This is a genomic window from Microbacterium sp., from assembly GCF_035556355.1.
Classification (GTDB): Bacteria; Actinomycetota; Actinomycetes; order Actinomycetales; family Microbacteriaceae; genus Microbacterium.
Map to the genome: position 1 here is coordinate 87,854 of NZ_DATMFG010000021.1, position 21,106 is coordinate 108,959.

Here is a 21,106-nt window from a genome sequence, read left to right on the forward strand (position 1 = left end):
GCGCGCCGGCCTGACTCCCCGCACGAGCCGTCGAGCGATCCAGCTCGACGGCCCTTCGTCGCGCCCGGCGCGCGGCGCCGCATCCGTCGATCTTTCCGGAATCGGGAAGAGACGCGGCGGTATTCAGTGTTACTATCTACCGGTACCAAGTGTTACTGAGTACCGACGGAGGGTGCGATGAGCAAGCAGGCGACCGAGATGCTGAAGGGCATTCTCGAGGGCATCGTGCTCGCGGTGCTGGCCTCGCGGCCCGCGTACGGCTACGAGATCACCGCGTGGCTGCGGGAGCAGGGGTTCACCGACATCGCCGAGGGCACCATCTACGCCCTGCTCGTGCGCATCGAGCAGCGCGGGCTCGTCGACGTCGAGAAGGTGCCGTCCGAGAAGGGCCCGCCGCGCAAGGTGTACTCCGTCAACGCCCGGGGTCACGAGTACCTCGAAGAGTTCTGGAGGACGTGGAGCTTCCTCGCAGACCGACTGGAAAAGCTCCGCAAGGAAGGAGAGTGACATGGCCGCCAAATGGATCGAGGCGCTCACGGGGTCGCTCGAGCAGAAGAAGCAGTACAAGCAGAGCCTCGCTCGCATCGAAGCCCTGCCCGCCCCGTATCGCACGGCCGCGAAGGCCCTCCACCGGTACTTCCTGTACTACGGCGGAATGGTCGACGGCGACACGCTCGTCACGATGTTCGGCGACCTCGCCGACCTGTGGGAGCGCGCCGCGGCTGACGGCACCGCGGTGCGCGACATCGTCGGCGACGATCCGGTCGACTTCGCCGAGACCTTCGCCCAGTCGTACACGGGCCGGCGGTGGATCGACAAGGAGCGCGTCCGCCTGACGAAGGCGATCGACGACGCGGTGAAGGAGCAGGGATCATGACCGCGACGATCACGGAAGCCCCAGCCATCCGCGTCCAGGGCCTGCGGAAGTCCTACGACGACGTCGAGGTTCTGCGCGGCGTGGACTTCGAGGTCGAGCGGGGCGAGATCTTCGCGCTGCTCGGCTCCAACGGAGCAGGCAAGACCACGACCATCCGCATCCTCTCCACGCTCGCGAAAGCGGACTCGGGCAGCGCGACGGTCGGCGGTTTCGACACCGCCGACCGTCCGGCCGAGGTGCGCGGTGCGATCAGCCTCACGGGACAGTTCGCCGCCGTCGACGAAGTGCTGACGGGACGCGAGAACCTCGTGCTCGTCGCGCGGCTTCGCCATGTCGCCGATCCGGGAGGGGTCGCGGATGCCCTGCTCGAGCGCTTCTCGCTGACCGAGGCCGGCGGCCGCAAGGCCGCGACCTACTCGGGTGGCATGCGGCGCCGGCTCGACATCGCGATGAGCCTCATCGGCGAGCCGTCCGTCATCTTCCTCGACGAGCCGACCACGGGCCTCGACCCTGAAGCGCGCCTCGAGGTGTGGCAGGCGGTGCGCGAGCTCGCGCGCGGCGGCACGACCGTGCTGTTGACGACGCAGTACCTCGAAGAGGCCGAGCAGCTCGCCGACCGCATCGCGATCCTCCACGAAGGTCGGATCATCGTGAACGGCACCCTCGACGAGCTCAAGCGGCTCCTGCCCGCGGCGAAGGTCGAATACGTCGAGAAGCAGCCGAGCCTCGAAGACGTCTTCTTCGCCCTCACGGGTGAGGAGGACTCAGGAAGGAAGGAATCATGACCGCCCACGCCATCGGCGACACCGCGGTGCTCACCGGCCGGTCGCTGCGCCACATCCTGCGCAGCCCCGACACCATCATCACGACGGCGGTCACGCCGATCGCCATCATGCTGCTGTTCGTCTACGTCTTCGGCGGGGCGATCGACACGGGTGCCTCGAAGGGGTCGTACATCGACTACATGCTGCCCGGAATCCTCCTCATCACGATCGCGTCGGGCATCGCCTACACGGCGTACCGGCTCTTCCTCGACATGAAAGGCGGGATCTTCGAACGGTTCCAGTCGCTGCCGATCTCCCGGTCCGGGGTGCTGTGGGCACACGTGCTCACGTCGCTCGTGTCGATCGTCGTCTCGCTCGCGATCGTCGTCGGCGTCGCGCTGCTCATGGGCTTCCGCACGGGAGCAGGCGTCGGCGGGTGGCTCGCCGTGGCGGGCATGCTCGTGCTGTTCACGCTCGCGCTCACGTGGCTCGCCGTGATCCCCGGGCTCACGGCGAAGACGGTCGACGGGGCGAGCGCGTTCTCGTACCCGCTGATCTTCCTGCCGTTCATCAGCTCGGCGTTCGTGCCGACCGAGTCGATGCCGGGCCCCGTGCAGTGGTTCGCCGAGAACCAGCCCGTGACCTCGATCGTCGACACGATGCGGGCGCTGTTCGCCGGTCAGCCGGTCGGCGGTGAGATCTGGATCGCGATGGCCTGGCTCGTCGGGATCCTCGCCGTCGCGTACATCGCGTCGATGGCGATCTACCGCCGCCGCATCAGGTGAGATAGGCGTCGACCATGATCGGACCGCGGATGCCGCGAAGGGCGTCCACGATCCGATCGACGCCTTTGCGGCCGAGGCTCGACAACTGGAGGTCGTGCGGGCCGAGCTTCTCGAGTCTGCCCGTGCGGATCCGCACGACCTCCCACCCCGCGCTGCGCAGCAGGCGGTCCTTGCGGCGATCGGACTCCTCGCGAGGCCCGACGTGCTCGAGGCCGAACCGGCCCGGGCTGTCGTACTCGATCGCGACGCGCAGCTCCGCCAGCACGATATCGGGCCACACCTCGAGATGGTCGAAGAACGGCCGGCTCACGCGCACGGCGTTGAGCCCCTGCGTGAGCGGGAGCCGGGCGAACAGGTCGGCGCGAAGCGTGGCCTCGACGGCGGATGCCGGTGCCGGCGCGCACTCGCTCGTGAACGCCTCGCCCACGGGCAGATCGGGCGTCTTGTCGCAGACGCGTCGCCGCGGCTTCGCCCGGGGCCGTGGGACCGGGGCCGGCGGATCGTCGGGTCGGCGGATGCGCGGTGGCGCAGCCTGCAGCGAGCACTCGGGACACCACGCCGACCGCCTGCGCTTCTGACCCGGGCGGTTGCGCTGCTCGGTGGGCGTCGCCGCGAACAGGTGCCCGGCCTCGCACTGCCACAGCAGAAGCACGTCGGCCGCCGGCGGGATCTGCGACAGCACGATCCCCGCGTTGAGCTCGGGATGGTACTGGCGCACGAGCATCGGGAAGGACGCCCATGCCTCGCGGTACGTGCCCACGGCGTAGGGCACCTCGGCGCCGCGCGAGAACTGGCGGCGCGCCCACCACAGCTCGACCCTCTCCGCCATGGCGCAGAACGTAGCGCGGACCTCGGACGCCGGTGGCGGCATCCGGTTCGTCCACGGCGACGGTGTCAGAGCAGCTGACCCGCCCTCGTGAGGACGTCGCGCAGGATGCCCTCGATCTCGTCGAACTCCGCCGGGCCGATCGTGAGCGGCGGCGCGAGCTGGATGACAGGGTCGCCGCGGTCGTCGGCGCGGCAGTACAGACCCGCCTCGAAGAGCTCCTTCGACAGGAAGCCGCGCAGGAGGCGCTCCGACTCCTCCTCGTTGAACGTCTCGCGCGTGGACTTGTCCTTCACGAGCTCGATGCCGAAGAAATAGCCGTCGCCGCGTACGTCGCCCACGATCGGCAGGTCGAGCAGGCGCTCGAGGGCGGAGCGGAACAGCGGTGAGTTCTCGCGGACGCGCTCGTTGAGCTTCTCCTCTTCGAAGATGTCGAGGTTCTCGAGGGCGACGGCGGCCGAGACCGGATGCCCCGCGAACGTGTAGCCGTGCGGGAAGCTCGTGTCGCCCGTGCCGAACGGCTCGTACACGCGTTCGCTCAGGATGGTCGCGCCGAGCGGTGCGTATCCGCTCGTCATGGCCTTCGCGCACGTGATCATGTCGGGGACGTACCCGTACGCATCGCACGCGAACATGTGCCCGATGCGCCCGAAGGCGCAGATGACCTCGTCGCTCACCAGCAGAACGTCGTGCGCGTCGCAGATCTCGCGCACGCGCTGGAAGTAGCCGGGAGGCGGCGGGAAGCACCCGCCCGCGTTCTGCACGGGCTCGAGGAACACGGCGGCCACCGTGTCGGGTCCTTCGAAGAGGATCATCTCCTCGATGCGGTCGGCAGCCCAGCGTCCGAACTTCTCGAGATCGTCGGCGGGCGCTCCGACGTCGGCGGCGCGGTAGAAGTTGGTGTTCGGCACGCGGAAGCCGCCGGGCGTGACCGGCTCGAACATCTCTTTGAGCGCGGGCAGGCCCGTGATCGCGAGCGCGCCCTGCGGAGTGCCGTGGTAGGCGACCGCGCGCGAGATCACCTTGTGCTTGGTGGGCTTGCCGCGCAGCTTCCAGTAGTGCTTCGCGAGCTTGAACGCCGTCTCGACGGCTTCACCGCCGCCTGTCGAGAAGAACACGCGATTGAGGTCGCCCGGTGCGTAGTCGGCGAGGCGCGCCGCGAGCTCGATCGCCGCCGGATGCGCGTACGACCAGATCGGGAAGAACGCGAGTTCTCCCGCCTGCTTGGCCGCCGCATGCGCGAGCCGCCGCCGGCCGTGTCCTGCGTTGACGACGAAGAGTCCGGCGAGCCCGTCGAAGTAGCGCTTTCCCGACTCGTCCCAGATGTGATGGCCCTCGCCGCGGACGATGACGGGCACGCCCGAGTCCATCGTCGACTGCCGCGAGAAGTGCATCCAGAGGTGGTCGCGAGCCTTCTGCTGCAGCGCGGTAAGGCTGCCGGTCTCGCGGGCGTGGGTGTGGTCTTTCGTGGTCATCGGCACTCCCCGTGGTGCGTCCTGTGCCCACATTAGGGCCGGGGGAGTGCCGCTTCTACAGCCTCGGCGGGGCGAGCCTCACGCGGTGGGCGTGTCGGCCTGCGGGCGCAGCTGAGCCGCCGCGAGCTGGTCGAGGGCCTCGGCGATCTGCGAGATGACGGATGCCGTGGTCTTGGCGACGTCGGGTGAGAGTCCGTCGATCACCGAGACGAGCGTCGAGTGGTGCGCGCCGAAGGCGTCGTCGACGCAGTGGATCGCCGCCTCGGTCGGCACGAGGTAGTGTGCGCGGCGGTCGTGCGGGTGCTGCACACGCGTGACGTACTCGCGCTGGACGAGGCGGTCGACGACGTTCGTGACGGTCGCGCTCGACGTGTCGAGCATCACGATGAGGTCTTTCGGGCTGAGGTCGCGCCCGTCTCGGTAGCCCTGCACGAGGTAGCGGAGCGCGGTGAGGTCGAGGTTCGACAGCCCCGACACCGCGAGCGCACGGTCGGCCTGCACGCGCTCGGCGCGACGCAGATGCAGCACCGCTTCGGCGAGCGCCCGGCCCTCTGGACTCTTTGGGGGGCGCTCCGCGTAGAGGTGCTCGCTCTCATGGCGTACGACGGTCTGCGGCATGGGAATTCTCCGACTTGCTCCTCCACGACTCGGCTGGGTGCTCGGGACGCGCTCACCCATCATATGGGTTCGGCGGCGAGACGTCCAATAGATTGCACACTTGCCGAGATACTTATTTACTGGGATTGACAAATGGTTAGTTGCCTGGCTAGTAATTTACTAGCGAACAGAAAGGGCGCGGACATGACGATGAACAAGCACACCCGAGAGCGCGTGGCGGATGGGGCCGAGGTGATCCCCGTCTTCCCCCACGCGCTCGGCGTCGCACTCGTGCCGCAGCCGCGTCCGATCGGGCGAGGCGGCTTCGCCGACCTCATGGCGGACTGGCGGCACCGCCGGCGGCTGAGTCGTCACTGCGACAACGCCGCGTGAGCGCACGCATCCGCGACAACGACACCGAGATCCAGCACCACCCACCAACCCAGTACCCGAAAGGAACGATCGATGGGACTGCTCTACTACGGAGCCGAGGCGCAGCCGATCGAGATGCCGGACCGCATCCTCGCTCACGTCAAGGTCGTCGCGACGACGAAGCTTCGTCGCAACGAGAGCTTCACGATGACGTGGAAGCACCCCGATGACGGCCCCGCCGGGCGCACCAGCGTCTGGATGCAGCCCGCCATCCCGCTCCGGTTCGTCTTCGCGAGCGCCGAGCCCGAGACGCTCGACCCCGACTGCCTCCGCACCCTCGCCAACGCCGCCGCCGGCTCGGGCGGAATGATGATCGAGTGGGCGAGCGAGCAAGAGCTGCGCGAGCCCATCGACATCCGATCACAGGTCGCGGTCGCGGCCTGACCTCGACCGCCCACGGCGAGTCGCCACGAAGTGCTGTGCAGGGCAGCTCGTCGTGGCGACTCGCCCTGTGCGCGGATCACGCGCGCGGAGGGTTCGCCGGCAGCCACTCGTCGAGACGCGTCTGGAACAGCTGCGCGCCGTCCACCGGCACGAGCGTGCGCTCGTCGACCGTGGCGCCGTAGTACGGCGCGCCGTCGTCGCGCACGACCGTGCGCGGGTCGCGGCGGAACGCGAGGCCTCGCCGCACCCACTCGTCCATGCCGAACTGCTCGGGGCCGGCGATCTCGATGTCGCCGTTCACCGGCTCGCCGACCGCGGTGCGGGCGATCGCGGTCGCGACGTCTTCTGCGGCGATGGGCTGCACGAGGGCTCCGGGCAGCCGCACGGTGTCGCCGTCGGTCGAGATGTCGGCGATGCTTCCGACGAACTCGAAGAACTGCGTCGCGTGCACGAGCGAGTAGGGCAAGCCCGACTCGCGGATGAGGTTCTCCTGCGCGACCTTCGCGCGGAAGTACGGGATGTGCTGCGGACGGTTGGTGCCGACGATCGTGAGCGCGACGTGGTGCCCGACCCCCGCCTCCTCCTCGGCGGCGATGAGATTCCTGGTGGAGGTCGTGAAGAACTCGAGCACCGCGCTCTCCTCGAACGACGGCGAGTTCGACACGTCGACGACGACGTCCGCGCCGGCGAGCGCTTCGGCGACGCCTTCGCCGGTGATGGTGTCGACGCCTGTGTTCGGGGCGGCGGCGACGGCATCGTGTCCGTGCCGCTGCAGTTTCGCGACGACCTTCGAGCCGATGAGCCCGGTTCCGCCGATGACGACGATCGTTGCCATGTTCGTGCCCTTCTCCGTGGGGGAGCCGTGTGCGCCCGAAAGCTAAGACAGACCGGATGCCGCGCGTGTGACCGCTTCGCCCTCATCCGTTCCAGTGCGTGAGCTTCGCGGGGTTGACGACCATCCATACGTGCGAGACGGCGCGGCCGCGCATGTCGAATCCGACGACCCCGACGACCCGCTTCTCGTGGAGGAGCATGAGCCCGGGTGCGCCGTTCACGTCGGCTTCGACGATCGAGCTGACAGGCAGAGCCTCGGTCAGCGCGACCATCGCCGCTGCGACGACGGCGGCTCCGGTCGCCCTGCGCACCGGCGCCGCGATGCGGTCGCCCGCGTCGACGAGCACCAGTGCGTCGCGGGTGAGCGACCGCGCGAGCGCGACGGCGTCACCGCACTGCCACGCCTCCTGCGCGGTGCGCACGGTGGCGCGCATCCGCCTCGTGCGTATGTGCTCTCGTCCGGTGCGACGGGGCCACGGCGTCCGGCGCCACGGTCTCATCCCTCGCCCATCGTGACGTACTCGGGCATGGGTGCCGCCTTCCTGAGCCAGGGCAGACGGATGCGTCGACCCGAAGCCCCGCTCGACAGCGTTGACCGGGTGGAGCGCCGATCTGTGACACGGCGCTCCGAGGGGGCGGTCAGTCGTCTGTCGCGTCGACGCGCGCCGAGATCGACCGAAGGACCTCGAGGGCCGCATCCGCCCTCTCGGGAGTGAAGCCGAAGGTCTCGGTGATGACCTGGTAGATGCCGGGCGCGTGGACGCGGAGCGCATCGCCGTCGGGCGTGAGCGACACCGTGACGGAGCGCTCGTCGCGCGGGTTGCGCGTGCGGGCGACGAGCCCCAGCTTCTCCATTCGCTTGACCAGCGGTGTGATCGTGCCGTAGTCGGACTGCAGGCGTGCGACGAGGTCGCCGACCGTGAGGTCGCCGTACTCCCACAGCATCGCGAGAACGAGGTACTGCGGGTACGTCACTCCGAGCGGTTCGAGCAGTGGGCGGTAGACCGCCGTCACGGCCCGGTAGGCGGCGTGCAGGTTGAAGCACACCATGTCGGCGAGGGGCACGGCGGGTGGGGCTTCGGTCTTGGCATCCGTCACCCTTCCAACGGTATCAGGAAGTGACGAGTGCGCTATTCACTAGCGCGCTAGGTACTGCATCTCGGCGGTGCTCGTGGGCACTCACCACTTCGGCGAGCTTCGCCGGATTCATCATCCACATGATCTGACTGACGGCGTTCGCCTCGATCGTCACCGTCAGCACGGCGAAGATGCGATCAGCGCGTCGGAGCAGCGCGGCCGCGAGGCCGTTCACCTGGATCATCTCGATCGAGACATCGCCCCAGAACCAGTGCGAGACCCCGAGGAGGAATCGCACGAGCTTCTCCCTGCCGAGAATCGGCCGGCGCGCCGTGCGGCGCACGACGCCGCCGCCGTCGGTGTAGCTCACCGCGTCCTCTGCGAGAAGGACCTCGAGCGATTCCGCGTCTCCGCCGCGTGCGGCGCGCAGGAACGCTTCGAAGAACCGGCGATGAGCGGATGCCGCGACCGCCCGCCCGCCGCCGGCCGCGAGGTGCTTGCGGGCGCGGCTCACGAGCTGCCGGGCGGCGACCTCGGTCGTGTCGACGATCTCGGCGATACGGGCGTACGGATAGTCGAACGCTTCGCGCAGCACGTAGGCGGCCCGCTCCGTGGGCCCCAGGCGCTCCATGAGCAGGAGCGTCGCGAGGCGCAGGGCTTCGCCGCGCTCCGCGCCGAGCGTCGGGTCGTGGGCGGTGTCGACGGGACTGGGCAGCCATGGCCCGATGTAGGTCTCGCGGCGCACGCGCGCGCTGTGGAGGACGTTGATCGCGATCCGGGTCGCGGTCGTGGCGAGGAATGCTTCGGGCTCGCGCACGGCGGCGCGGTCGCACTGCTGCCAGCGCAACCACGTCTCCTGCACGACGTCCTCCGCGTCGGCGGCGCTGCCGAGCATGCGGTACGCGATGCCGAAGAGGCGACCGCGTGCGTGCTCGAACAGCCCCAGGGCATCGGCGTCGATCTGGGCGGCGCCCCCCGGTCCGGTGTTCATGCGAGCAGATTACATCGTGTGCTAGCTAATAGAAAGAGGGGAAATAGTATTCGAGCCGATCTGCCAATCGGCGAAGCGCATCCGGGCGATGCGCGCGTCGGCGTCCGGCAGCAGATCGTCGGGCCCGAGCCACGCTCCGAAGTAGGTCCCCAGGGCATCGGCGACGACCTCGCGTTCGTCGTGCCGGAACCGCAGTTCGCGTCGCGCGAGATCGGCGAGGTCGAAGATCTCGGGGCCGCCGTACTCGACCGTCCCGTACACCGGTGACCCGAGCGCGACCTCCGCGACGGCGGCCGCGACGTCGTCGGCGGCCATCGGCTGGATGCGCGTGTCGGCGAGCCGGATGATGCCGCCTCGGCTCGCGTTGTCGGTGATGCTGCGGATGAACTCGAAGAACTGCGTCGCGCGCACGAGCGAGTACGGCCGCCCTGACTCCACGATGAGCCTCTCCTGCGCGTCCTTCGCCTGGAAGTAGCCGCCCTCCGCCCGCGCGAGCCGGTCCGTGCCGACGACCGAGAGGGCGAGGTGGTGGCCCACACCCGCGGCGGCGCCGTAGGTGAGCAGGTTCAGCGTCGACGCGTAGAAGAACTCCCGCGCGGCGGCCTCGTCGGTGTATGACGAGTTGGACACGTCCACGACGACGTCCGCCCCGTCGAGGGCCTCTTCGAGGCCTTCGCCCGTGTACGAGTTCACGCCGGTCGCACGTGCCGCCGGCACGACCTCCAGTCCGCCTCCGCGCAGCTGCGTCACGATGCGCGACCCGATGAGGCCGGTCCCTCCGATGACGGTGATCTTCATGATCTTCTCCTTGCTCGGTCCGGTCCGGTGGCGGGGAGCGCACCGGCTCATGCAGGGCTGACAAGACAGCGGACCGTTTCGTGACGACGACGCGCGGTGAGGGCCGACATCGGCCGCACCGGTCACACGCACAGCATCCGTGCGGTCGTCTCTGGTGAACGCCGGACCGCAGCGAGCTGCACTCCAGAAAGGGAATCGACATGCCCGAACACACTCTCCAACCCGAGGCGCGCGCGTTCGCCGACGCCGCCGCGCAGCCGCCGTCGCTCGTGGAGCGGGGCGTCGACGGCGCCCGCGCGCTGCTCGATGAGGTCCAGGCGGGTCCCGTCGACAAGCCCGGCGTCGACGAGGAGTGGATCACGGTGCCCGCCGAAATCGGCGACGTGCCCGTCCGCATCGTCAAGCCCGTCGGCTCGGCGGGAGCCCTGCCGGTCGTGCTGTACGTGCACGGCGGGGGCTGGGTGCTCGGCAACGCCGGCACGCACGACCGACTGGTGCGCGAGCTCGCTGTCGGAGCCGACGCCGCCGTCGTGTTCGTCGAGTACACGAGATCGCCGGAGGCGCGGCATCCGGTCGCGATCGAGCAGGCGTACGCGGCAGCCCGCTGGGTCACGACCGACGGCGAGACGAAGGGGCTCGACGCGTCACGACTCGCGATCGCCGGCGACTCGGTCGGGGGCAACATGGCCGCCGTCGTCGCGCTCCTGGCGAAGAAGCGCGGCGACGTGTCGTTCGTGCACCAGTCGCTGTACTACCCGGTGACGGATGCGGCGATGGACACCGCGAGCTACCGCGAGTTCGCCGCGGGCTATCACCTGCGTGCCGACGCGATGGCGTGGTTCTGGGACAACTACCTGCCGGATACCACGGCCCGCCGCGACCAGACGGCGTCGCCCCTGCGTGCCCCGATCGACGAGCTCAGGGGGCTTCCCGAGACGCTGCTCATCGTCGATGAGAACGACGTGCTGCGCGACGAGGGCGAGCAGTACGGGCGCCACCTCATCGAAGCCGGCGTGCGCACGACGCTCGTGCGCTACGACGGCACGATCCACGACTTCATGATGCTCAACCCGCTGCGCACGTCTGCGGCGACGACCGCGGCGATCGAGCAGGCGATCCACGTCCTGCGAAAGGCGTTCGCACGCGTGATCGTCCCCGCGTGACCCGACTCATCCCATCCCCATCACACAGAGAGAAGAGAACCATGTCCGAAAGCAAGCCCACCATCGTGCTCGTCCACGGCGCCTTCGCCGAGTCGGCGTCGTGGAACGGCGTCATCGAGCGGCTCCAGGCCAAGGGCGTCCGCGCGGTCGCCGTCGCGAACCCGCTGCGCAGCCTCTCGGGCGATGCGCAGTACGTGCGCGACGTGATCGCGTCGATCGACGGACCGGTCGTGCTCGTCGGCCACTCGTACGGCGGACTCGTCATCACGGAGGCGTCCTCCGGCAACGAGCAGGTCGTCGGTCTCGTCTACGTCTCGGCGTTCGCACCCGACACCGGCGAGAGCGCGTTCACGCTGTCGACGAGCGCCCCGGGCAGCACGCTCGGCGACGCGGTCGCGGCGTACCCCGTGGCAGACGGCGGCCCCGAGCTCGTCATCCGCCCCGAGGCCTTCCACGCGCAGTTCTGCGCGGACGTGCCGGAATCCGTCGCGGCGCTCATGGCTGCCACGCAGCGTCCGGTCACGCAGGCGGCGCTGGCGGAAGGGCTGCCGGGCGAGCCCGGGTGGAAGCGCATCCCGTCGTGGCACGTGTTCGGGGATCAGGACCGCAACATCCCGGTCGCGGTGTTCCGCACCGGGGCGCAGCGCGCCGGATCGCAGGGCACCACGGAGATCGCCGGCGCGTCGCATGCGCTGAGCGTGTCGCAGCCCGATGCGGTCGTGGCCACGATCGCCGCCGCGGGCCGCGCGTACGTCGAGAGCGTCTCTGCGAGCGCGGCGTAGCCCCAGGCCCGGCGGTGTCCCGGGGTACGGTCCGGCCCCCGGGACACCGCCTTCACCGCATGCGCCTTGTCCAAGACCGGACCGAGCGAGAGGACCACTCATGACCACCCCGCTCATTCAGCCGCCGCGGAGCGTGACCGCCGGCGAGCTGTCGGTCGCCTACCGCGACCATGGAGACCCGCACGCGGAGCCCGTCGTGCTGCTGCACGGGTTCCCGTATGACGTCCACACCTACGACGACGTGGTGCCGCTGCTCGTGGAGGCCGGCTTCCGCGTGCTCGTGCCCTCCTTGCGTGGTCACGGCGCAACGCGGTTCCTCCGCGCGGACACGCCGCGCTCGGGACAGCAGGCCGCGCTCGGGGCGGACCTCCTCGCGTTCCTCGACGCGCTCGCGCTCGAGCAGCCGATCCTCGCGGGGTACGACTGGGGAGCGCGGGCGGCCTGCGTCGTCGCGGCGCTGTGGCCCGAGCGGATCTCGGGACTGGTGTCGGTGAACGGATACCTCATCCAAGACATCGCCGCTTCGGCGACGCCGCTCGCGCCCGAGCTCGAAGCGGGCTTCTGGTACTTCTGGTACTTCGCGACCGAGCGCGGCCGCGCCGGGCTCTCCCGTGATGCCCGTGGTATCGCCGAGGTGATCTGGAGACGCAACTCGCCGGAGTGGCGCTTTCGCGACGAAGATCTCGATCGCACCGCCGAGGCCTTCGCGAACCCCGACTACGTCGACGTCGTGATCCATTCGTACCGCCACCGCCTCGGCCTCGCCTCCGGGGCGCCGGCGTTCGCGGAGCTCGAGCAGCGGCTCGCGGACCTTCCGCCCATCGCGGTGCCGACGATCACGCTCGACGGCACCGCGGACGGCAACTTCCCGGCGACCGACGGCTCACAGCATGCGCGCTTCTTCACCGGGCCGCGCGAGCACCGACAGGTCGAGGGCGCGGGGCACCACCTCCCCGCCGAGGCGCCGCACGCGTTCGCCGAAGCGGTGCTCGACGTCGCCGAGCCGCCGGGCGACGGGGCCGGGACGCCGTGAGGTTCATGCGCCGCGAATCGACGGATGACGACCGTCGTCCAGATGGCGGGGTACGTCGTCATGCGGCTCGCCCTCGTCGCGCCATGGGTGCGGGCCGCCGCATCCGATCCCGCCTCACGCCCCACCGCGTTGCGCTACGCCGCCGGTGTCGGCGCCACGCCCCCCATCTGTGCGGAATCAGGACATCTGGCGAAGACAGGTGATCCGGCCGGGGATCCTCCTGCGCCCGCCAGATGTCCTGATCTCGGCCGTCAGCGCGTGGCGCGGGCGAGGTTCGCGCGCAACTCGTCGGCCGTCTGGGGCACCACGTACGCGGGCTGGTCGCGTTCGACGCGCCAACTCTCCGAAAGCGGACCGACCACGACGGTGTCGAACCCGAACTCGTCGTAGATCTTCGTCACGAGCTCGATCGCGTCGTCGAAGTCGCTCGCGGTCGGCAGCGCCCGGCGGTTCGGGGTGCCGGCGGGCGACCCCGCCGTGAGGATCTCGGTCGAACGGATCGAGTTGAACGCCTTCGCGACCTTCGCGCCGCGCAGGTGCTCCTGCAGAAGGCCGCTCGTGGTCGCCTTCTTCTCGTCGAGCTCGGCGATGTGACCGTCGCGCTCCCAGTAGTAATTGTTCGTGTCCAGCACGATCTTGCCCGCGAGCGGCTCGACGGGGATGGCGCGGTACGCCTTCAGCGGGACGGTCACGATCGCCCAGTCGGCGGCGGTCGCGGCATCCGTCGCCGTTCCCGCCCGGGCCCGCGGGCCGAGCTCGGTCACGAGGCTCGCGAGCGTCTCGGGCCCGCGCGAGTTCGCGACCACGACGTCGTACCCGCGCTCGACGAGCCCGCGGGCGAGAGTCGATCCGATGTGTCCTGCTCCGATGATTCCGACGGTCGTCATGCCGGAGTCAATCGCCGTGGAGCCGCGCACATTCCCGGATCGCGCCTCACGGATGCTCCGGCGCCGCGGTCGAGTGCCGCGCGATGAGGTGCGTCGGGATTGGCGTCGCCTCGGTCGTCGTGTCGGGCTCTTCGGCCGCGAGGAGCACCTTCTGCATCATGAGCTCGCCGAGCGCCGCGAAGTCCTGGCGCACCGTGGTGAGGGGCGGGTAGAGGTAGCCGGCCTCGGGGATGTCGTCGAAGCCGACGACGCTCACGTCCTCGGGAACGCGCAGTCCGCGCTCGCGGAGCGCCGAGAGCACGCCGATCGCCATCTGATCGTTCGCCACGAAGATCGAGGCGCCCGGCCCGATGTCCCACGCGGATGCCAGGCGGTGACCGCTCGCGGCGGACCAGTCGCCGTACGCCGGCTCAGTGAGCTCGAGCCGGTGGGCCGCGAGCTCGTCGCTCCAGCCGCGCGCGCGTTCGATCGCATCCGGCGCCGTTGCGGGTCCCGCGAGGTGCAGGATGCGCGTGTGACCGAGCTCGGCGAGGTGGCGCACCGCGGCGCGGGCGCCGCGGTACTGGTCGATCGACACGATGAGCGGGCTCCGACGCGCGGTCGACGCACACGCGACGACGGGGATACTGAGGTCGAGCGAGCGGACGAGCTCCAGCACCGCGACGTGGACGACCACCAGCACGATCGCGTCGACGCGCTGCCGCAGGAGCCCTTCGATCGCGGAGCGCCACGCCTTCGGGTCATCCGGCGGTGCGCTCACCGTGTCGACGCTGTAGCGGGACTCGCGTGCGGCGTAGTTGAAGTTCAGCGCGACCGACGTCGGACCGTAATCGGAGATGCCCGGAGTGACGAGGCCGATCGTGCGCGTGCGACGCGTGACGAGGGCGCGCGCGGCCGGCGACGGACTGTACCGCAGCTGGGCGATCGCCTGCTCGACTCGCGCACGGGTCGCGGGTCGCACATTCGGCAGGTCGTTGATGACGCGCGACACGGTCTGGTGCGAGACGCCTGCCAGCCGGGCGACGTCGAAGATGTTGGCGGCCCGCGTCGAGCCGTCTTCGGAGGTCGTGCGCGTGTCAGCCATCGATCTCCTCGGGCCGGGCCACGAGGGCGAGGAGGGAGTCGACGGTGAGCATGCTCGAGGGGAGCGTGTCGACGATCCGGCCGTCGCGCAGGATCGACACGCGATTGCCGACGCGCAGCACCTCCTCGAGCTCGGCCGAGATGAACATGACGGAGAGCCCGTTGTCGGCGAGCTCGCCGACGAGGTTCTGCACCTCGACCTTGGCGCCGACGTCGATCCCGCGCGTCGGCTCGTCGAGCACGAGCACGCGCGGCGACAGCGCGAGCAGTCGCGCCAGGAGCAGCTTCTGCTGGTTCCCGCCCGACAGGGTCCCGGCCGGTCGGTCGAGATCGGGCGGGCGGATGTCGAGCGCCTCGACCCAGCTCATCGCGAGCTCGCGTCGGCGATCGGGACGGATGCGCCGGAACACGCCCTCCTCGGCCTGCAGCGCGAGCGTGATGTTGTCGAGCACGCTGAGGTCGGCGATGATCCCCTCGGTGCGGCGGTTCTCCGACGAGTAGACGACGCCGAGGTTCATCGCCCGTCGCGGATGCAGCCCGGGCTGCTCGCGCCCGGCGATGCGGATGATCCCGGCGCTCACGCGGTCGGCGCCCGTGATCGCGCGCGCGAGCTCGGTGCGGCCCGAGCCGAGGAGGCCGGCCACCCCGAGGACCTCGCCTTCGACCATGTCGACGTCGGCGTCGCGGATGCCGTTGCCCACGGTGACCCCGCGGGCGCTGAGGTAGGGCTCGCGGGGCGTCTTCGGGTCGACCTCGGCGCGGGTCTTGGCGTCGAGGGAGGCCGCGGTGCGCCCGAGCATCGCCTGCACGAGCTCGATGCGCAGCAGTTCGTTGGTGAGGTACTCGCCCACGAGGCGCCCGTCGCGCAGGACGGTCACGCGGTCGCACAGCTCGTACACCTGATCGATGAAGTGCGACACGAACAGCACCGCGACGCCCCGTCGCGTGAGGTCGCGCACGACGCGGAAGAGCTCCGCGACCTCGTCGACGTCGAGGCTCGACGTCGGCTCATCGAGGACGAGCACCTTGACGTCGGTCGAGATCGCCCGTGCGATCGCGACGAGCTGCTGCACGGCGAGCGAGTGCGTGCCGAGGAGCGACGCCGGGTCGATCTCGAGCCCGAGGTCGGCGAGCACGGCTCGCGCCTCCGACCTCATGGTGCGCCAGTCGATCACACCGAGACGCCGCGGCTCGCGCCCGAGCGCGATGTTCTCGGCGACCGACACGTTCGGGAGCAGGTCGATCTCCTGGTAGACCGTGCTGATCCCGGCACGCTGGGCGTCCTGCGGCGACGAGAAGCGCACGTGCTCGCCGTCGAGTGTGAGCTCCCCCTCGTCGAGGGGCAGCGCACCGGTGATGGCCTTGATGAGCGTCGACTTTCCTGCGCCGTTCTCGCCCATGAGCGAGTGCACCTCGCCGGGGAACAGGCGGAAGTCGACCGCGTCGATCGCCGTGTCGGCGCCGAACCGCACGGTGGCGCCCGTCAGCTCGAGCAGCGGGCGCCTTTCCTCCATTCCGCCATTATCCCGTCGGACGTGCGCCGTCCAGGTGGCGCGCGGGGCTGTCATCTGCCGCGTCGCTGCGACCTCGCGACGATGAGCCGCTGCACGACGATGAAGACCAGCAGAAGCGCACCGATGATGATCTGCATCCAGGACTGCTCGGCGCCCATGAACGAGATGAGCTTCTTGATCGTGCCGTAGACGAGCACCCCGATGAGAGACCCGAGCACGTACCCGGTGCCGCCCGTGAGCAGTGTGCCGCCGATGACGACCGCCGCGATCGCGTCGAGCTCCGTGCCGATGCCGTTGCGCGGATACCCCGCCCCCGAGTAGGCGGTCAGCAGCAGACCCGCGAGACCGCCGCACACGCCGCTGATGACGTACACGAGGATCTTCGTGCGCGCGACGTCGAGACCCATGAGCCGCGCGGACTGCTCGCTCCCGCCGATCGCGTAGACCGTGCGTCCGAATCGGGTCCAGTGCATGACGAAGAACGCGATGGCGACGACGAGCAGCGCGATGATGCCGGTCGGCGTGATGTACCACCCGCCCACCGACCACCGCGTGCGCTGCAGCCACAGGATCGCGGGATCCTCGACACGGATCGACGAGAGGCTCACGACGAAGGCGAGCCCGCGTGCGAGGAAGAGTCCCGCGAGTGACGCGATGAACGGCTGCACGTTGAAGTACTGCACGAGCACGCCTATGAGCAGCCCGATGAGGGCGCCTCCGGCGAGCATGATCGGGACCACGAGGAAGGCGGGGAGGCCCTGTGCGAGAAGGCTCGCGCACAGGATGCCGGTGAACGCCATGACGGATCCGACCGACAGGTCGATGCCGCCCGTGATGATGACGAGCGTGAGCCCCACCGCGAGCACGATGAGGTACGCGTTGTCGAGCAGCAGCGCCGACAGGTTGCCGGGTGAGAGGAAGTTCGCGAACCGCACGCGCGCGCCGATGAGCAGCGCGATGAGGATCACGACGGCCGACAGAGTCGGCATGAGCGACGCGTGGCGGCGCAGGAAGGTCGAGTACCGCGACGCGAACGTCTCGGCCGGCTTGGGGCGGGTGTCGATCGCGGTCATGAGGCCACCTTCGCCTTGTCGATCGAGGAATCGGATGCCGCGCCTCGCGCTCTCGCCCGGACGGCGCTTCGCGCCCACGCGTGCAGCCGTGGCGACTGCACGATGACGACGACGATGACGACGATCGCGAAGAACACCGGGCTCTGCGCCGACGGGACGCCGAGGAAGAGGATCGTGGATTCGAGGGTCTGGATCGTGAGGACGCCGACGACGGTGCCGGCGATCGTGAACTTGCCGCCCATGAGGGACGTGCCCCCGAGGACGACCGCGAGGATCGCGTAGAGCTCGATGAACAGGCCGGTCGCATTCGCGTCGGCTGCGCGGATGTTCGCGCTGTAGATGATGCCGGCGATGCCCGCGAGCAGACCCGTGACGGCGTACGCCGTGAACACGATGCCCCTCGCGCGCACGCCCGCGAGGCGGCTCGCCTCGGGGTTGATGCCGACGGCCTCGGTGAGCACGCCCAGCGCGGTGCGCCGCTCGAACAGGGCGATCACGATGATCGCGGTGAGTGAGATGAGGAACGCGACGGGCAGCCCGATGAGGTAGCCGGTCGCGATGAACGAGTAGGGCGGGCTGTTGACGGTCGTGATGAAGCCGTCGGTGATGAGGAGGGCGACCCCGCGGCCCGCGAGCATCAGCACGAGCGTCGCGATGATCGGCTGGATCCCGACGACCGAGACGAGCAGGCCGTTCCACATGCCGAGAGCGAGCGAGACGCCGAGCGCGGCGAGCACGGCCACGGCGACCGTGCCGACGCCGGTCGGATCGGACGAGGCGTCGATGATCGTGAGCGCGACCGCACCCGAGACGGCCATGACCGCGCCGACCGACAGGTCGATGCCTCTTGTCGCGATGACGATCGTCATGCCGAGCGCGACGAGCATGAGCGGCGCGCTGTTGCGCAGGATGTCGATGAGCGCCCCGTACAGCTGGCCGTCGCGCACCGTGATGCCGATGAACTGCGGCCGCGCGATCGTGTTGATCGCGATCAGCACGAGCAGCGCGACGATGGGCCAGAACAGGCGATGACGGATGACTCTTCTCATGCCGCTGTCTCGCTCCCGTTGTGTGCGATGAAGTCGATGAGCCCGTCGAGGTCGATCTCGCTCGAGTCGAGGTCGCCGATCTTCCGACGATCCCGCATGACGACGACGCGCTGGGCGAGCCGGAGCACCTCCTCGAGCTCCGACGAGATGAAGATGACGCTGAGCCCCTTGTCGCTCAGCTCGGCGACCTTGCGCTGGATGTCGGCCTTCGCGCCGACGTCGATCCCGCGCGTCGGCTCGTCGAGCACGAGCAGTTCGGGCGCGGTCGCGAGCCAGCGCGCGAGCAGCACCTTCTGCTGGTTCCCGCCTGAGAGGTTCCCCGCGAGCATCGTCGGGTCGGCCGGTCGCACCCCGAGCGCCTGGATGAGCTCGGCGACGATCGCATCCGCCTCGCCCTTTCGCAGCCGACGGACGGCGCCCCGCTTCGCCTGCACGCCCAGCACGATGTTCTCGGCGACGGTCAGGTCGGGGATGATCCCCTCCGCGCGGCGGTCTTCCGACGAGAACGCGATGCGGTGATCGATCGCGTGCCGCGGCGTGTGGATGCGCGCGGGCTTGCCGTTGACCTGGATCGCGCCCGTGTCGGCGCGATCCGCGCCGTAGAGGAGCCGCACGAGCTCGGTGCGTCCCGATCCGAGAAGCCCCGCGATGCCGACGACCTCGCCTTCGTACGCGTCGATGTCGACCGGCTCGAGCGTGCCGCGGCGGCCTACTCCGGTGGCCCGCAGAACCGGGGTCCTCGTGCGGTCGATGGTGCGATCGGCGACCGACGACAGCGCCGCCAGCTCATCGAGCTCGCGGCCGATCATCTTCGAGACGAGCTGCGCGCGCGTGAGCTCCGAGGCCGCGTACTCGCCCACGAGCCGTCCGTTGCGGAGCACGGTGATGCGGTCGGAGATCTCGAACACCTGGTCGAGGAAGTGGCTCACGAACAGGATCGCGACGCCCTTCCCGCGCAGGTCGCGGATGACCGCGAAGAGTCGCTCCACCTCGCCGCGGTCGAGGCTCGACGTGGGCTCGTCGAGCACGAGCACCTTCGCATCGAGGACGATCGCACGGCTGATCGCGACGAGCTGCTGGATGGCGATCGAATGCGTCGACAGCTGCGAGCGCGTGTCGAGCTGGAGTCCGAGGCTCTCGAGGTGCGCGGCCGCCTCGCTGTGGGTCGCCTTCCAGTCGATGCCGCCCGCGCTGCGAGGCTCGTGGCCCAGCATGATGTTCTCCCCGACCGAGAGGTTCGGACAGAGGTTGACCTCTTGATAGACGGTGGAGATGCCGGCCCGCTGCGCGTCGGCCGTCGTCGCGAAGACGCTGCGGCGCCCCGCGACGGTGATCTCACCGGCGTCGATGGGGTAGACGCCGGTGAGCGCCTTGATGAGCGTCGACTTGCCCGCGCCGTTCTCGCCCATGAGCGAGTGGACCTCGCCGGGGCGCAGCGCGAAGTCCACACCGTCGAGCGCGAGCACACCGGGAAAGCGAATGGTGATGCCGGTCATCTCGACGACCGGAGGGACTTCGACGTCCGCTGGCATGTGTGGTGGCCTTTCCGCCCTCATTGTGGACACACGGCCGGGGGAGTGCTCGGATGACCCCCGGCCGCGTGTCGCGTCGTGCTCGTTTCCGGATCAGTAGGCGCGCGAGTCGATGACCTCGGCTGCCTGCTCCTGCGTGAAGCTCTGGTCCTCGACGTAGTACGCCTTGTCGACGCTCTCGCCGTTGAGCACCTTCTTCACGAGTTCGGCCGCCTGCTCGCCCAGCAGCGGGTTGCACTCGACGATGAAGTTGATCTTGCCGTCGACGAGCGCCTGCATTCCGTCGTGGACCGCGTCGATCGAGATGATCGCGATGTCCTCGCCGGGAACGCCGCCCGCGGCCTCGATCGCCTCGATGGCGCCGAGTGCCATGTCGTCGTTGTGCGCGTAGAGCAGGTCGATGCCGTCGATGCCGTACTTCTGGATGAAGCCCTCCATGACGGTCTTGCCGCCGTCGCGGGTGAAGTCGCCCGTCTGGGAGTCGATCTTCTCGATCTGCGTGCCCTCGATCGCCGCATCGAACCCTTCGGCGCGGTCATTGGCGGGCGCGGAGCCGGTCGTGCCCTCGAGCACGACCATCTTGGTGGGTGTGTCGCCGAAGTTCTCGGCGGCCCATTCACCGGCGATCTCGCCCTCGCGCTTGAAGTCGAGGCCGACCCACGTCGCGTAGAGGTCCTCCGAGGCGGTGACCGTGCGGTCCTCGAGGATGACGGGGATGCCGGCGTCCGCCGCCTCCTGGAGCACGTCGTCCCAGCCGTCCTCGACGATCGGCGCGATCACGATCGCGTCGACGCCCTGGTTGATGAAGTCGCGCACGGCCGCGATCTGCGCCGCGGGGTCGTTGTCGGCGGCGTTGAAGACGAGGTCGAACCCGTTCTCCTGCGAGAACGCCGCCTTCATCGACTCGGTGTTGGCCGAACGCCAACCCGACTCGGAGCCCGTCTGGGCGAAGCCGACCGTGATCGTCTCGTCGCCGGCGGCGTCGCCGGCGCCGGCGTCTCCACCGGATGAGCTGGCGCAGCCCGTGGCTGCGATCGCGAGGGCGCCGATGATCGCGACGGCGCCGAGGAACTTCTTCTTCACTTCCAAAACCTCCTCGTCTTGGTCCGGCGTCGATGCCGGATCGTGGTGCGGGCGCTGACGCTTGGGT

General features: G+C 69.6%; 24 protein-coding genes. 9 read left to right on the top strand and 15 right to left on the bottom strand.

What is annotated here, in order from left to right:
• The first annotated feature begins 177 nt into the window (after positions 1–177).
• The 4 genes from VNR19_RS04985 to VNR19_RS05000 are packed head-to-tail and all read left to right on the top strand — an operon-like array spanning position 178 to position 2,426.
• Entirely contained in the window at positions 178–507 is a 330-nt protein-coding gene (locus VNR19_RS04985; protein ID WP_325724504.1) for a PadR family transcriptional regulator, read from the top strand.
• 1 nt (position 508) lies between these two features.
• Positions 509–877, top strand: a complete 369-nt coding sequence (locus tag VNR19_RS04990; RefSeq protein ID WP_325724506.1) for a DUF1048 domain-containing protein — start codon at positions 509–511, stop codon at positions 875–877.
• On the top strand, positions 874–1,662 hold the full coding sequence (locus tag VNR19_RS04995) for an ABC transporter ATP-binding protein (protein WP_325724508.1): 789 nt from the start codon (positions 874–876) through the stop codon (positions 1,660–1,662). Before VNR19_RS04990 ends, VNR19_RS04995 begins: the two co-directional genes overlap by 4 nt.
• Positions 1,659–2,426, top strand: a complete 768-nt coding sequence (locus VNR19_RS05000) for an ABC transporter permease (RefSeq protein WP_325724509.1) — start codon at positions 1,659–1,661, stop codon at positions 2,424–2,426. Before VNR19_RS04995 ends, VNR19_RS05000 begins: the two co-directional genes overlap by 4 nt.
• On the opposite strand, the gene VNR19_RS05005 is transcribed toward VNR19_RS05000, so the two are convergent.
• From VNR19_RS05005 to VNR19_RS05015, 3 genes are all read right to left on the bottom strand, one after another.
• On the bottom strand, positions 2,419–3,255 hold the full coding sequence (locus tag VNR19_RS05005; protein WP_325724511.1) for a zinc-ribbon domain-containing protein: 837 nt from the start codon (positions 3,253–3,255) through the stop codon (positions 2,419–2,421). The genes VNR19_RS05000 and VNR19_RS05005 overlap by 8 nt on opposite strands.
• A 65-nt stretch (positions 3,256–3,320) precedes the next feature.
• Positions 3,321–4,727, bottom strand: a complete 1,407-nt coding sequence (locus VNR19_RS05010; RefSeq protein ID WP_325724513.1) for an aspartate aminotransferase family protein — start codon at positions 4,725–4,727, stop codon at positions 3,321–3,323.
• A gap of 78 nt (positions 4,728–4,805) precedes the next feature.
• A complete protein-coding gene (locus VNR19_RS05015) occupies positions 4,806–5,345 on the bottom strand; it encodes a MarR family winged helix-turn-helix transcriptional regulator (RefSeq protein WP_325724515.1) in 540 nt (179 codons plus the stop codon).
• 183 nt (positions 5,346–5,528) lie between these two features.
• On the opposite strand from VNR19_RS05015, the gene VNR19_RS05020 reads away from it, so the two are divergent.
• Both VNR19_RS05020 and VNR19_RS05025 read left to right on the top strand, forming a co-directional pair.
• Positions 5,529–5,717 carry a hypothetical protein gene (locus VNR19_RS05020; RefSeq protein ID WP_325724517.1) on the top strand — a complete coding sequence of 63 codons (189 nt, stop codon included), beginning with the start codon at positions 5,529–5,531 and terminating at the stop codon, positions 5,715–5,717.
• 72 nt (positions 5,718–5,789) lie between these two features.
• The gene (locus VNR19_RS05025) at positions 5,790–6,140 is read left to right on the top strand and encodes a DUF7882 family protein (RefSeq protein ID WP_325724519.1); all 351 of its coding nucleotides are present in this window, start codon (positions 5,790–5,792) and stop codon (positions 6,138–6,140) included.
• Between the two features lie 76 nt (positions 6,141–6,216).
• Here the strand turns inward: VNR19_RS05025 and VNR19_RS05030 are convergent, their stop codons facing one another.
• From VNR19_RS05030 to VNR19_RS05050, 5 genes are all read right to left on the bottom strand, one after another.
• Positions 6,217–6,975 (bottom strand): SDR family oxidoreductase, encoded by a 759-nt coding sequence (locus VNR19_RS05030; RefSeq protein WP_325724520.1) that lies wholly within the window; start codon positions 6,973–6,975, stop codon positions 6,217–6,219.
• Positions 6,976–7,057: 82 nt separating this feature from the next.
• Positions 7,058–7,408, bottom strand: coding sequence for a sigma-70 family RNA polymerase sigma factor family protein (locus VNR19_RS05035; protein WP_325724522.1), 351 nt, complete (start codon positions 7,406–7,408; stop codon positions 7,058–7,060).
• Between the two features lie 205 nt (positions 7,409–7,613).
• On the bottom strand, positions 7,614–8,072 hold the full coding sequence (locus VNR19_RS05040; RefSeq protein WP_325724524.1) for a MarR family winged helix-turn-helix transcriptional regulator: 459 nt from the start codon (positions 8,070–8,072) through the stop codon (positions 7,614–7,616).
• Between the two features lie 13 nt (positions 8,073–8,085).
• Positions 8,086–9,042 (bottom strand): RNA polymerase sigma-70 factor, encoded by a 957-nt coding sequence (locus tag VNR19_RS05045; protein WP_325724526.1) that lies wholly within the window; start codon positions 9,040–9,042, stop codon positions 8,086–8,088.
• A 21-nt stretch (positions 9,043–9,063) separates the two neighbouring features.
• The gene (locus VNR19_RS05050; RefSeq protein WP_325724528.1) at positions 9,064–9,840 is read right to left on the bottom strand and encodes an SDR family oxidoreductase; all 777 of its coding nucleotides are present in this window, start codon (positions 9,838–9,840) and stop codon (positions 9,064–9,066) included.
• A 200-nt stretch (positions 9,841–10,040) separates the two neighbouring features.
• On the opposite strand from VNR19_RS05050, the gene VNR19_RS05055 reads away from it, so the two are divergent.
• The 3 genes from VNR19_RS05055 to VNR19_RS05065 all read left to right on the top strand — a co-directional run bounded on the left by VNR19_RS05055 (position 10,041) and on the right by VNR19_RS05065 (position 12,818).
• Positions 10,041–11,003 carry an alpha/beta hydrolase gene (locus VNR19_RS05055; RefSeq protein WP_325724530.1) on the top strand — a complete coding sequence of 321 codons (963 nt, stop codon included), beginning with the start codon at positions 10,041–10,043 and terminating at the stop codon, positions 11,001–11,003.
• A 41-nt stretch (positions 11,004–11,044) separates the two neighbouring features.
• On the top strand, positions 11,045–11,785 hold the full coding sequence (locus VNR19_RS05060) for an alpha/beta fold hydrolase (protein WP_325724532.1): 741 nt from the start codon (positions 11,045–11,047) through the stop codon (positions 11,783–11,785).
• A gap of 100 nt (positions 11,786–11,885) precedes the next feature.
• On the top strand, positions 11,886–12,818 hold the full coding sequence (locus VNR19_RS05065; RefSeq protein ID WP_325724534.1) for an alpha/beta fold hydrolase: 933 nt from the start codon (positions 11,886–11,888) through the stop codon (positions 12,816–12,818).
• Between the two features lie 251 nt (positions 12,819–13,069).
• Here the strand turns inward: VNR19_RS05065 and VNR19_RS05070 are convergent, their stop codons facing one another.
• The 7 genes from VNR19_RS05070 to VNR19_RS05100 all read right to left on the bottom strand — a co-directional run bounded on the left by VNR19_RS05070 (position 13,070) and on the right by VNR19_RS05100 (position 21,039).
• Complete coding sequence (locus tag VNR19_RS05070; RefSeq protein ID WP_325724536.1) at positions 13,070–13,705, bottom strand: NADPH-dependent F420 reductase; 636 nt, start codon at positions 13,703–13,705, stop codon at positions 13,070–13,072.
• A 46-nt stretch (positions 13,706–13,751) separates the two neighbouring features.
• Positions 13,752–14,789, bottom strand: a complete 1,038-nt coding sequence (locus VNR19_RS05075) for a LacI family DNA-binding transcriptional regulator (protein WP_325724538.1) — start codon at positions 14,787–14,789, stop codon at positions 13,752–13,754.
• Complete coding sequence (locus VNR19_RS05080; protein ID WP_325724540.1) at positions 14,782–16,302, bottom strand: sugar ABC transporter ATP-binding protein; 1,521 nt, start codon at positions 16,300–16,302, stop codon at positions 14,782–14,784. The genes VNR19_RS05075 and VNR19_RS05080 overlap by 8 nt, the downstream gene beginning before the upstream one ends.
• 50 nt (positions 16,303–16,352) lie before the next feature.
• Positions 16,353–17,375 carry an ABC transporter permease subunit gene (locus tag VNR19_RS05085; RefSeq protein ID WP_325724542.1) on the bottom strand — a complete coding sequence of 341 codons (1,023 nt, stop codon included), beginning with the start codon at positions 17,373–17,375 and terminating at the stop codon, positions 16,353–16,355.
• Positions 17,372–18,424: an ABC transporter permease gene (locus VNR19_RS05090; protein ID WP_325724544.1), complete on the bottom strand. Its 1,053-nt coding sequence runs from the start codon at positions 18,422–18,424 to the stop codon at positions 17,372–17,374. Before VNR19_RS05090 ends, VNR19_RS05085 begins: the two co-directional genes overlap by 4 nt.
• Complete coding sequence (locus VNR19_RS05095) at positions 18,421–19,956, bottom strand: sugar ABC transporter ATP-binding protein (protein ID WP_325724546.1); 1,536 nt, start codon at positions 19,954–19,956, stop codon at positions 18,421–18,423. Before VNR19_RS05095 ends, VNR19_RS05090 begins: the two co-directional genes overlap by 4 nt.
• Before the next feature lie 93 nt (positions 19,957–20,049).
• Positions 20,050–21,039, bottom strand: a complete 990-nt coding sequence (locus VNR19_RS05100; protein ID WP_325724549.1) for an ABC transporter substrate-binding protein — start codon at positions 21,037–21,039, stop codon at positions 20,050–20,052.
• Between the last annotated feature and the right edge of the window lie 67 nt (positions 21,040–21,106).

Excerpts from the sequence above, each read along its gene's own strand:
- VNR19_RS04985 (WP_325724504.1), top strand. The coding sequence starts at position 178 with ATGAGCAAGCAGGCGACCGAGATGCTGAAGGGCATTCTCGAGGGCATC.
- VNR19_RS05020 (WP_325724517.1), top strand. The coding sequence starts at position 5,529 with ATGACGATGAACAAGCACACCCGAGAGCGCGTGGCGGATGGGGCCGAG.
- VNR19_RS05050 (WP_325724528.1), bottom strand. The coding sequence starts at position 9,840 with ATGAAGATCACCGTCATCGGAGGGACCGGCCTCATCGGGTCGCGCATC.
- VNR19_RS05075 (WP_325724538.1), bottom strand. The coding sequence starts at position 14,789 with ATGGCTGACACGCGCACGACCTCCGAAGACGGCTCGACGCGGGCCGCC.
- VNR19_RS05010 (WP_325724513.1), bottom strand. The coding sequence starts at position 4,727 with ATGACCACGAAAGACCACACCCACGCCCGCGAGACCGGCAGCCTTACC.
- VNR19_RS05055 (WP_325724530.1), top strand. The coding sequence starts at position 10,041 with ATGCCCGAACACACTCTCCAACCCGAGGCGCGCGCGTTCGCCGACGCC.
- VNR19_RS05080 (WP_325724540.1), bottom strand. The coding sequence starts at position 16,302 with ATGGAGGAAAGGCGCCCGCTGCTCGAGCTGACGGGCGCCACCGTGCGG.
- VNR19_RS05095 (WP_325724546.1), bottom strand. The coding sequence starts at position 19,956 with ATGCCAGCGGACGTCGAAGTCCCTCCGGTCGTCGAGATGACCGGCATC.
- VNR19_RS05090 (WP_325724544.1), bottom strand. The coding sequence starts at position 18,424 with ATGAGAAGAGTCATCCGTCATCGCCTGTTCTGGCCCATCGTCGCGCTG.
- VNR19_RS04990 (WP_325724506.1), top strand. The coding sequence starts at position 509 with ATGGCCGCCAAATGGATCGAGGCGCTCACGGGGTCGCTCGAGCAGAAG.
- VNR19_RS05030 (WP_325724520.1), bottom strand. The coding sequence starts at position 6,975 with ATGGCAACGATCGTCGTCATCGGCGGAACCGGGCTCATCGGCTCGAAG.
- VNR19_RS05025 (WP_325724519.1), top strand. The coding sequence starts at position 5,790 with ATGGGACTGCTCTACTACGGAGCCGAGGCGCAGCCGATCGAGATGCCG.
- VNR19_RS05005 (WP_325724511.1), bottom strand. The coding sequence starts at position 3,255 with ATGGCGGAGAGGGTCGAGCTGTGGTGGGCGCGCCGCCAGTTCTCGCGC.
- VNR19_RS05070 (WP_325724536.1), bottom strand. The coding sequence starts at position 13,705 with ATGACGACCGTCGGAATCATCGGAGCAGGACACATCGGATCGACTCTC.
- VNR19_RS05015 (WP_325724515.1), bottom strand. The coding sequence starts at position 5,345 with ATGCCGCAGACCGTCGTACGCCATGAGAGCGAGCACCTCTACGCGGAG.
- VNR19_RS05060 (WP_325724532.1), top strand. The coding sequence starts at position 11,045 with ATGTCCGAAAGCAAGCCCACCATCGTGCTCGTCCACGGCGCCTTCGCC.
- VNR19_RS05045 (WP_325724526.1), bottom strand. The coding sequence starts at position 9,042 with ATGAACACCGGACCGGGGGGCGCCGCCCAGATCGACGCCGATGCCCTG.
- VNR19_RS05085 (WP_325724542.1), bottom strand. The coding sequence starts at position 17,375 with ATGACCGCGATCGACACCCGCCCCAAGCCGGCCGAGACGTTCGCGTCG.
- VNR19_RS05035 (WP_325724522.1), bottom strand. The coding sequence starts at position 7,408 with ATGCGCGCCACCGTGCGCACCGCGCAGGAGGCGTGGCAGTGCGGTGAC.
- VNR19_RS04995 (WP_325724508.1), top strand. The coding sequence starts at position 874 with ATGACCGCGACGATCACGGAAGCCCCAGCCATCCGCGTCCAGGGCCTG.
- VNR19_RS05000 (WP_325724509.1), top strand. The coding sequence starts at position 1,659 with ATGACCGCCCACGCCATCGGCGACACCGCGGTGCTCACCGGCCGGTCG.
- VNR19_RS05065 (WP_325724534.1), top strand. The coding sequence starts at position 11,886 with ATGACCACCCCGCTCATTCAGCCGCCGCGGAGCGTGACCGCCGGCGAG.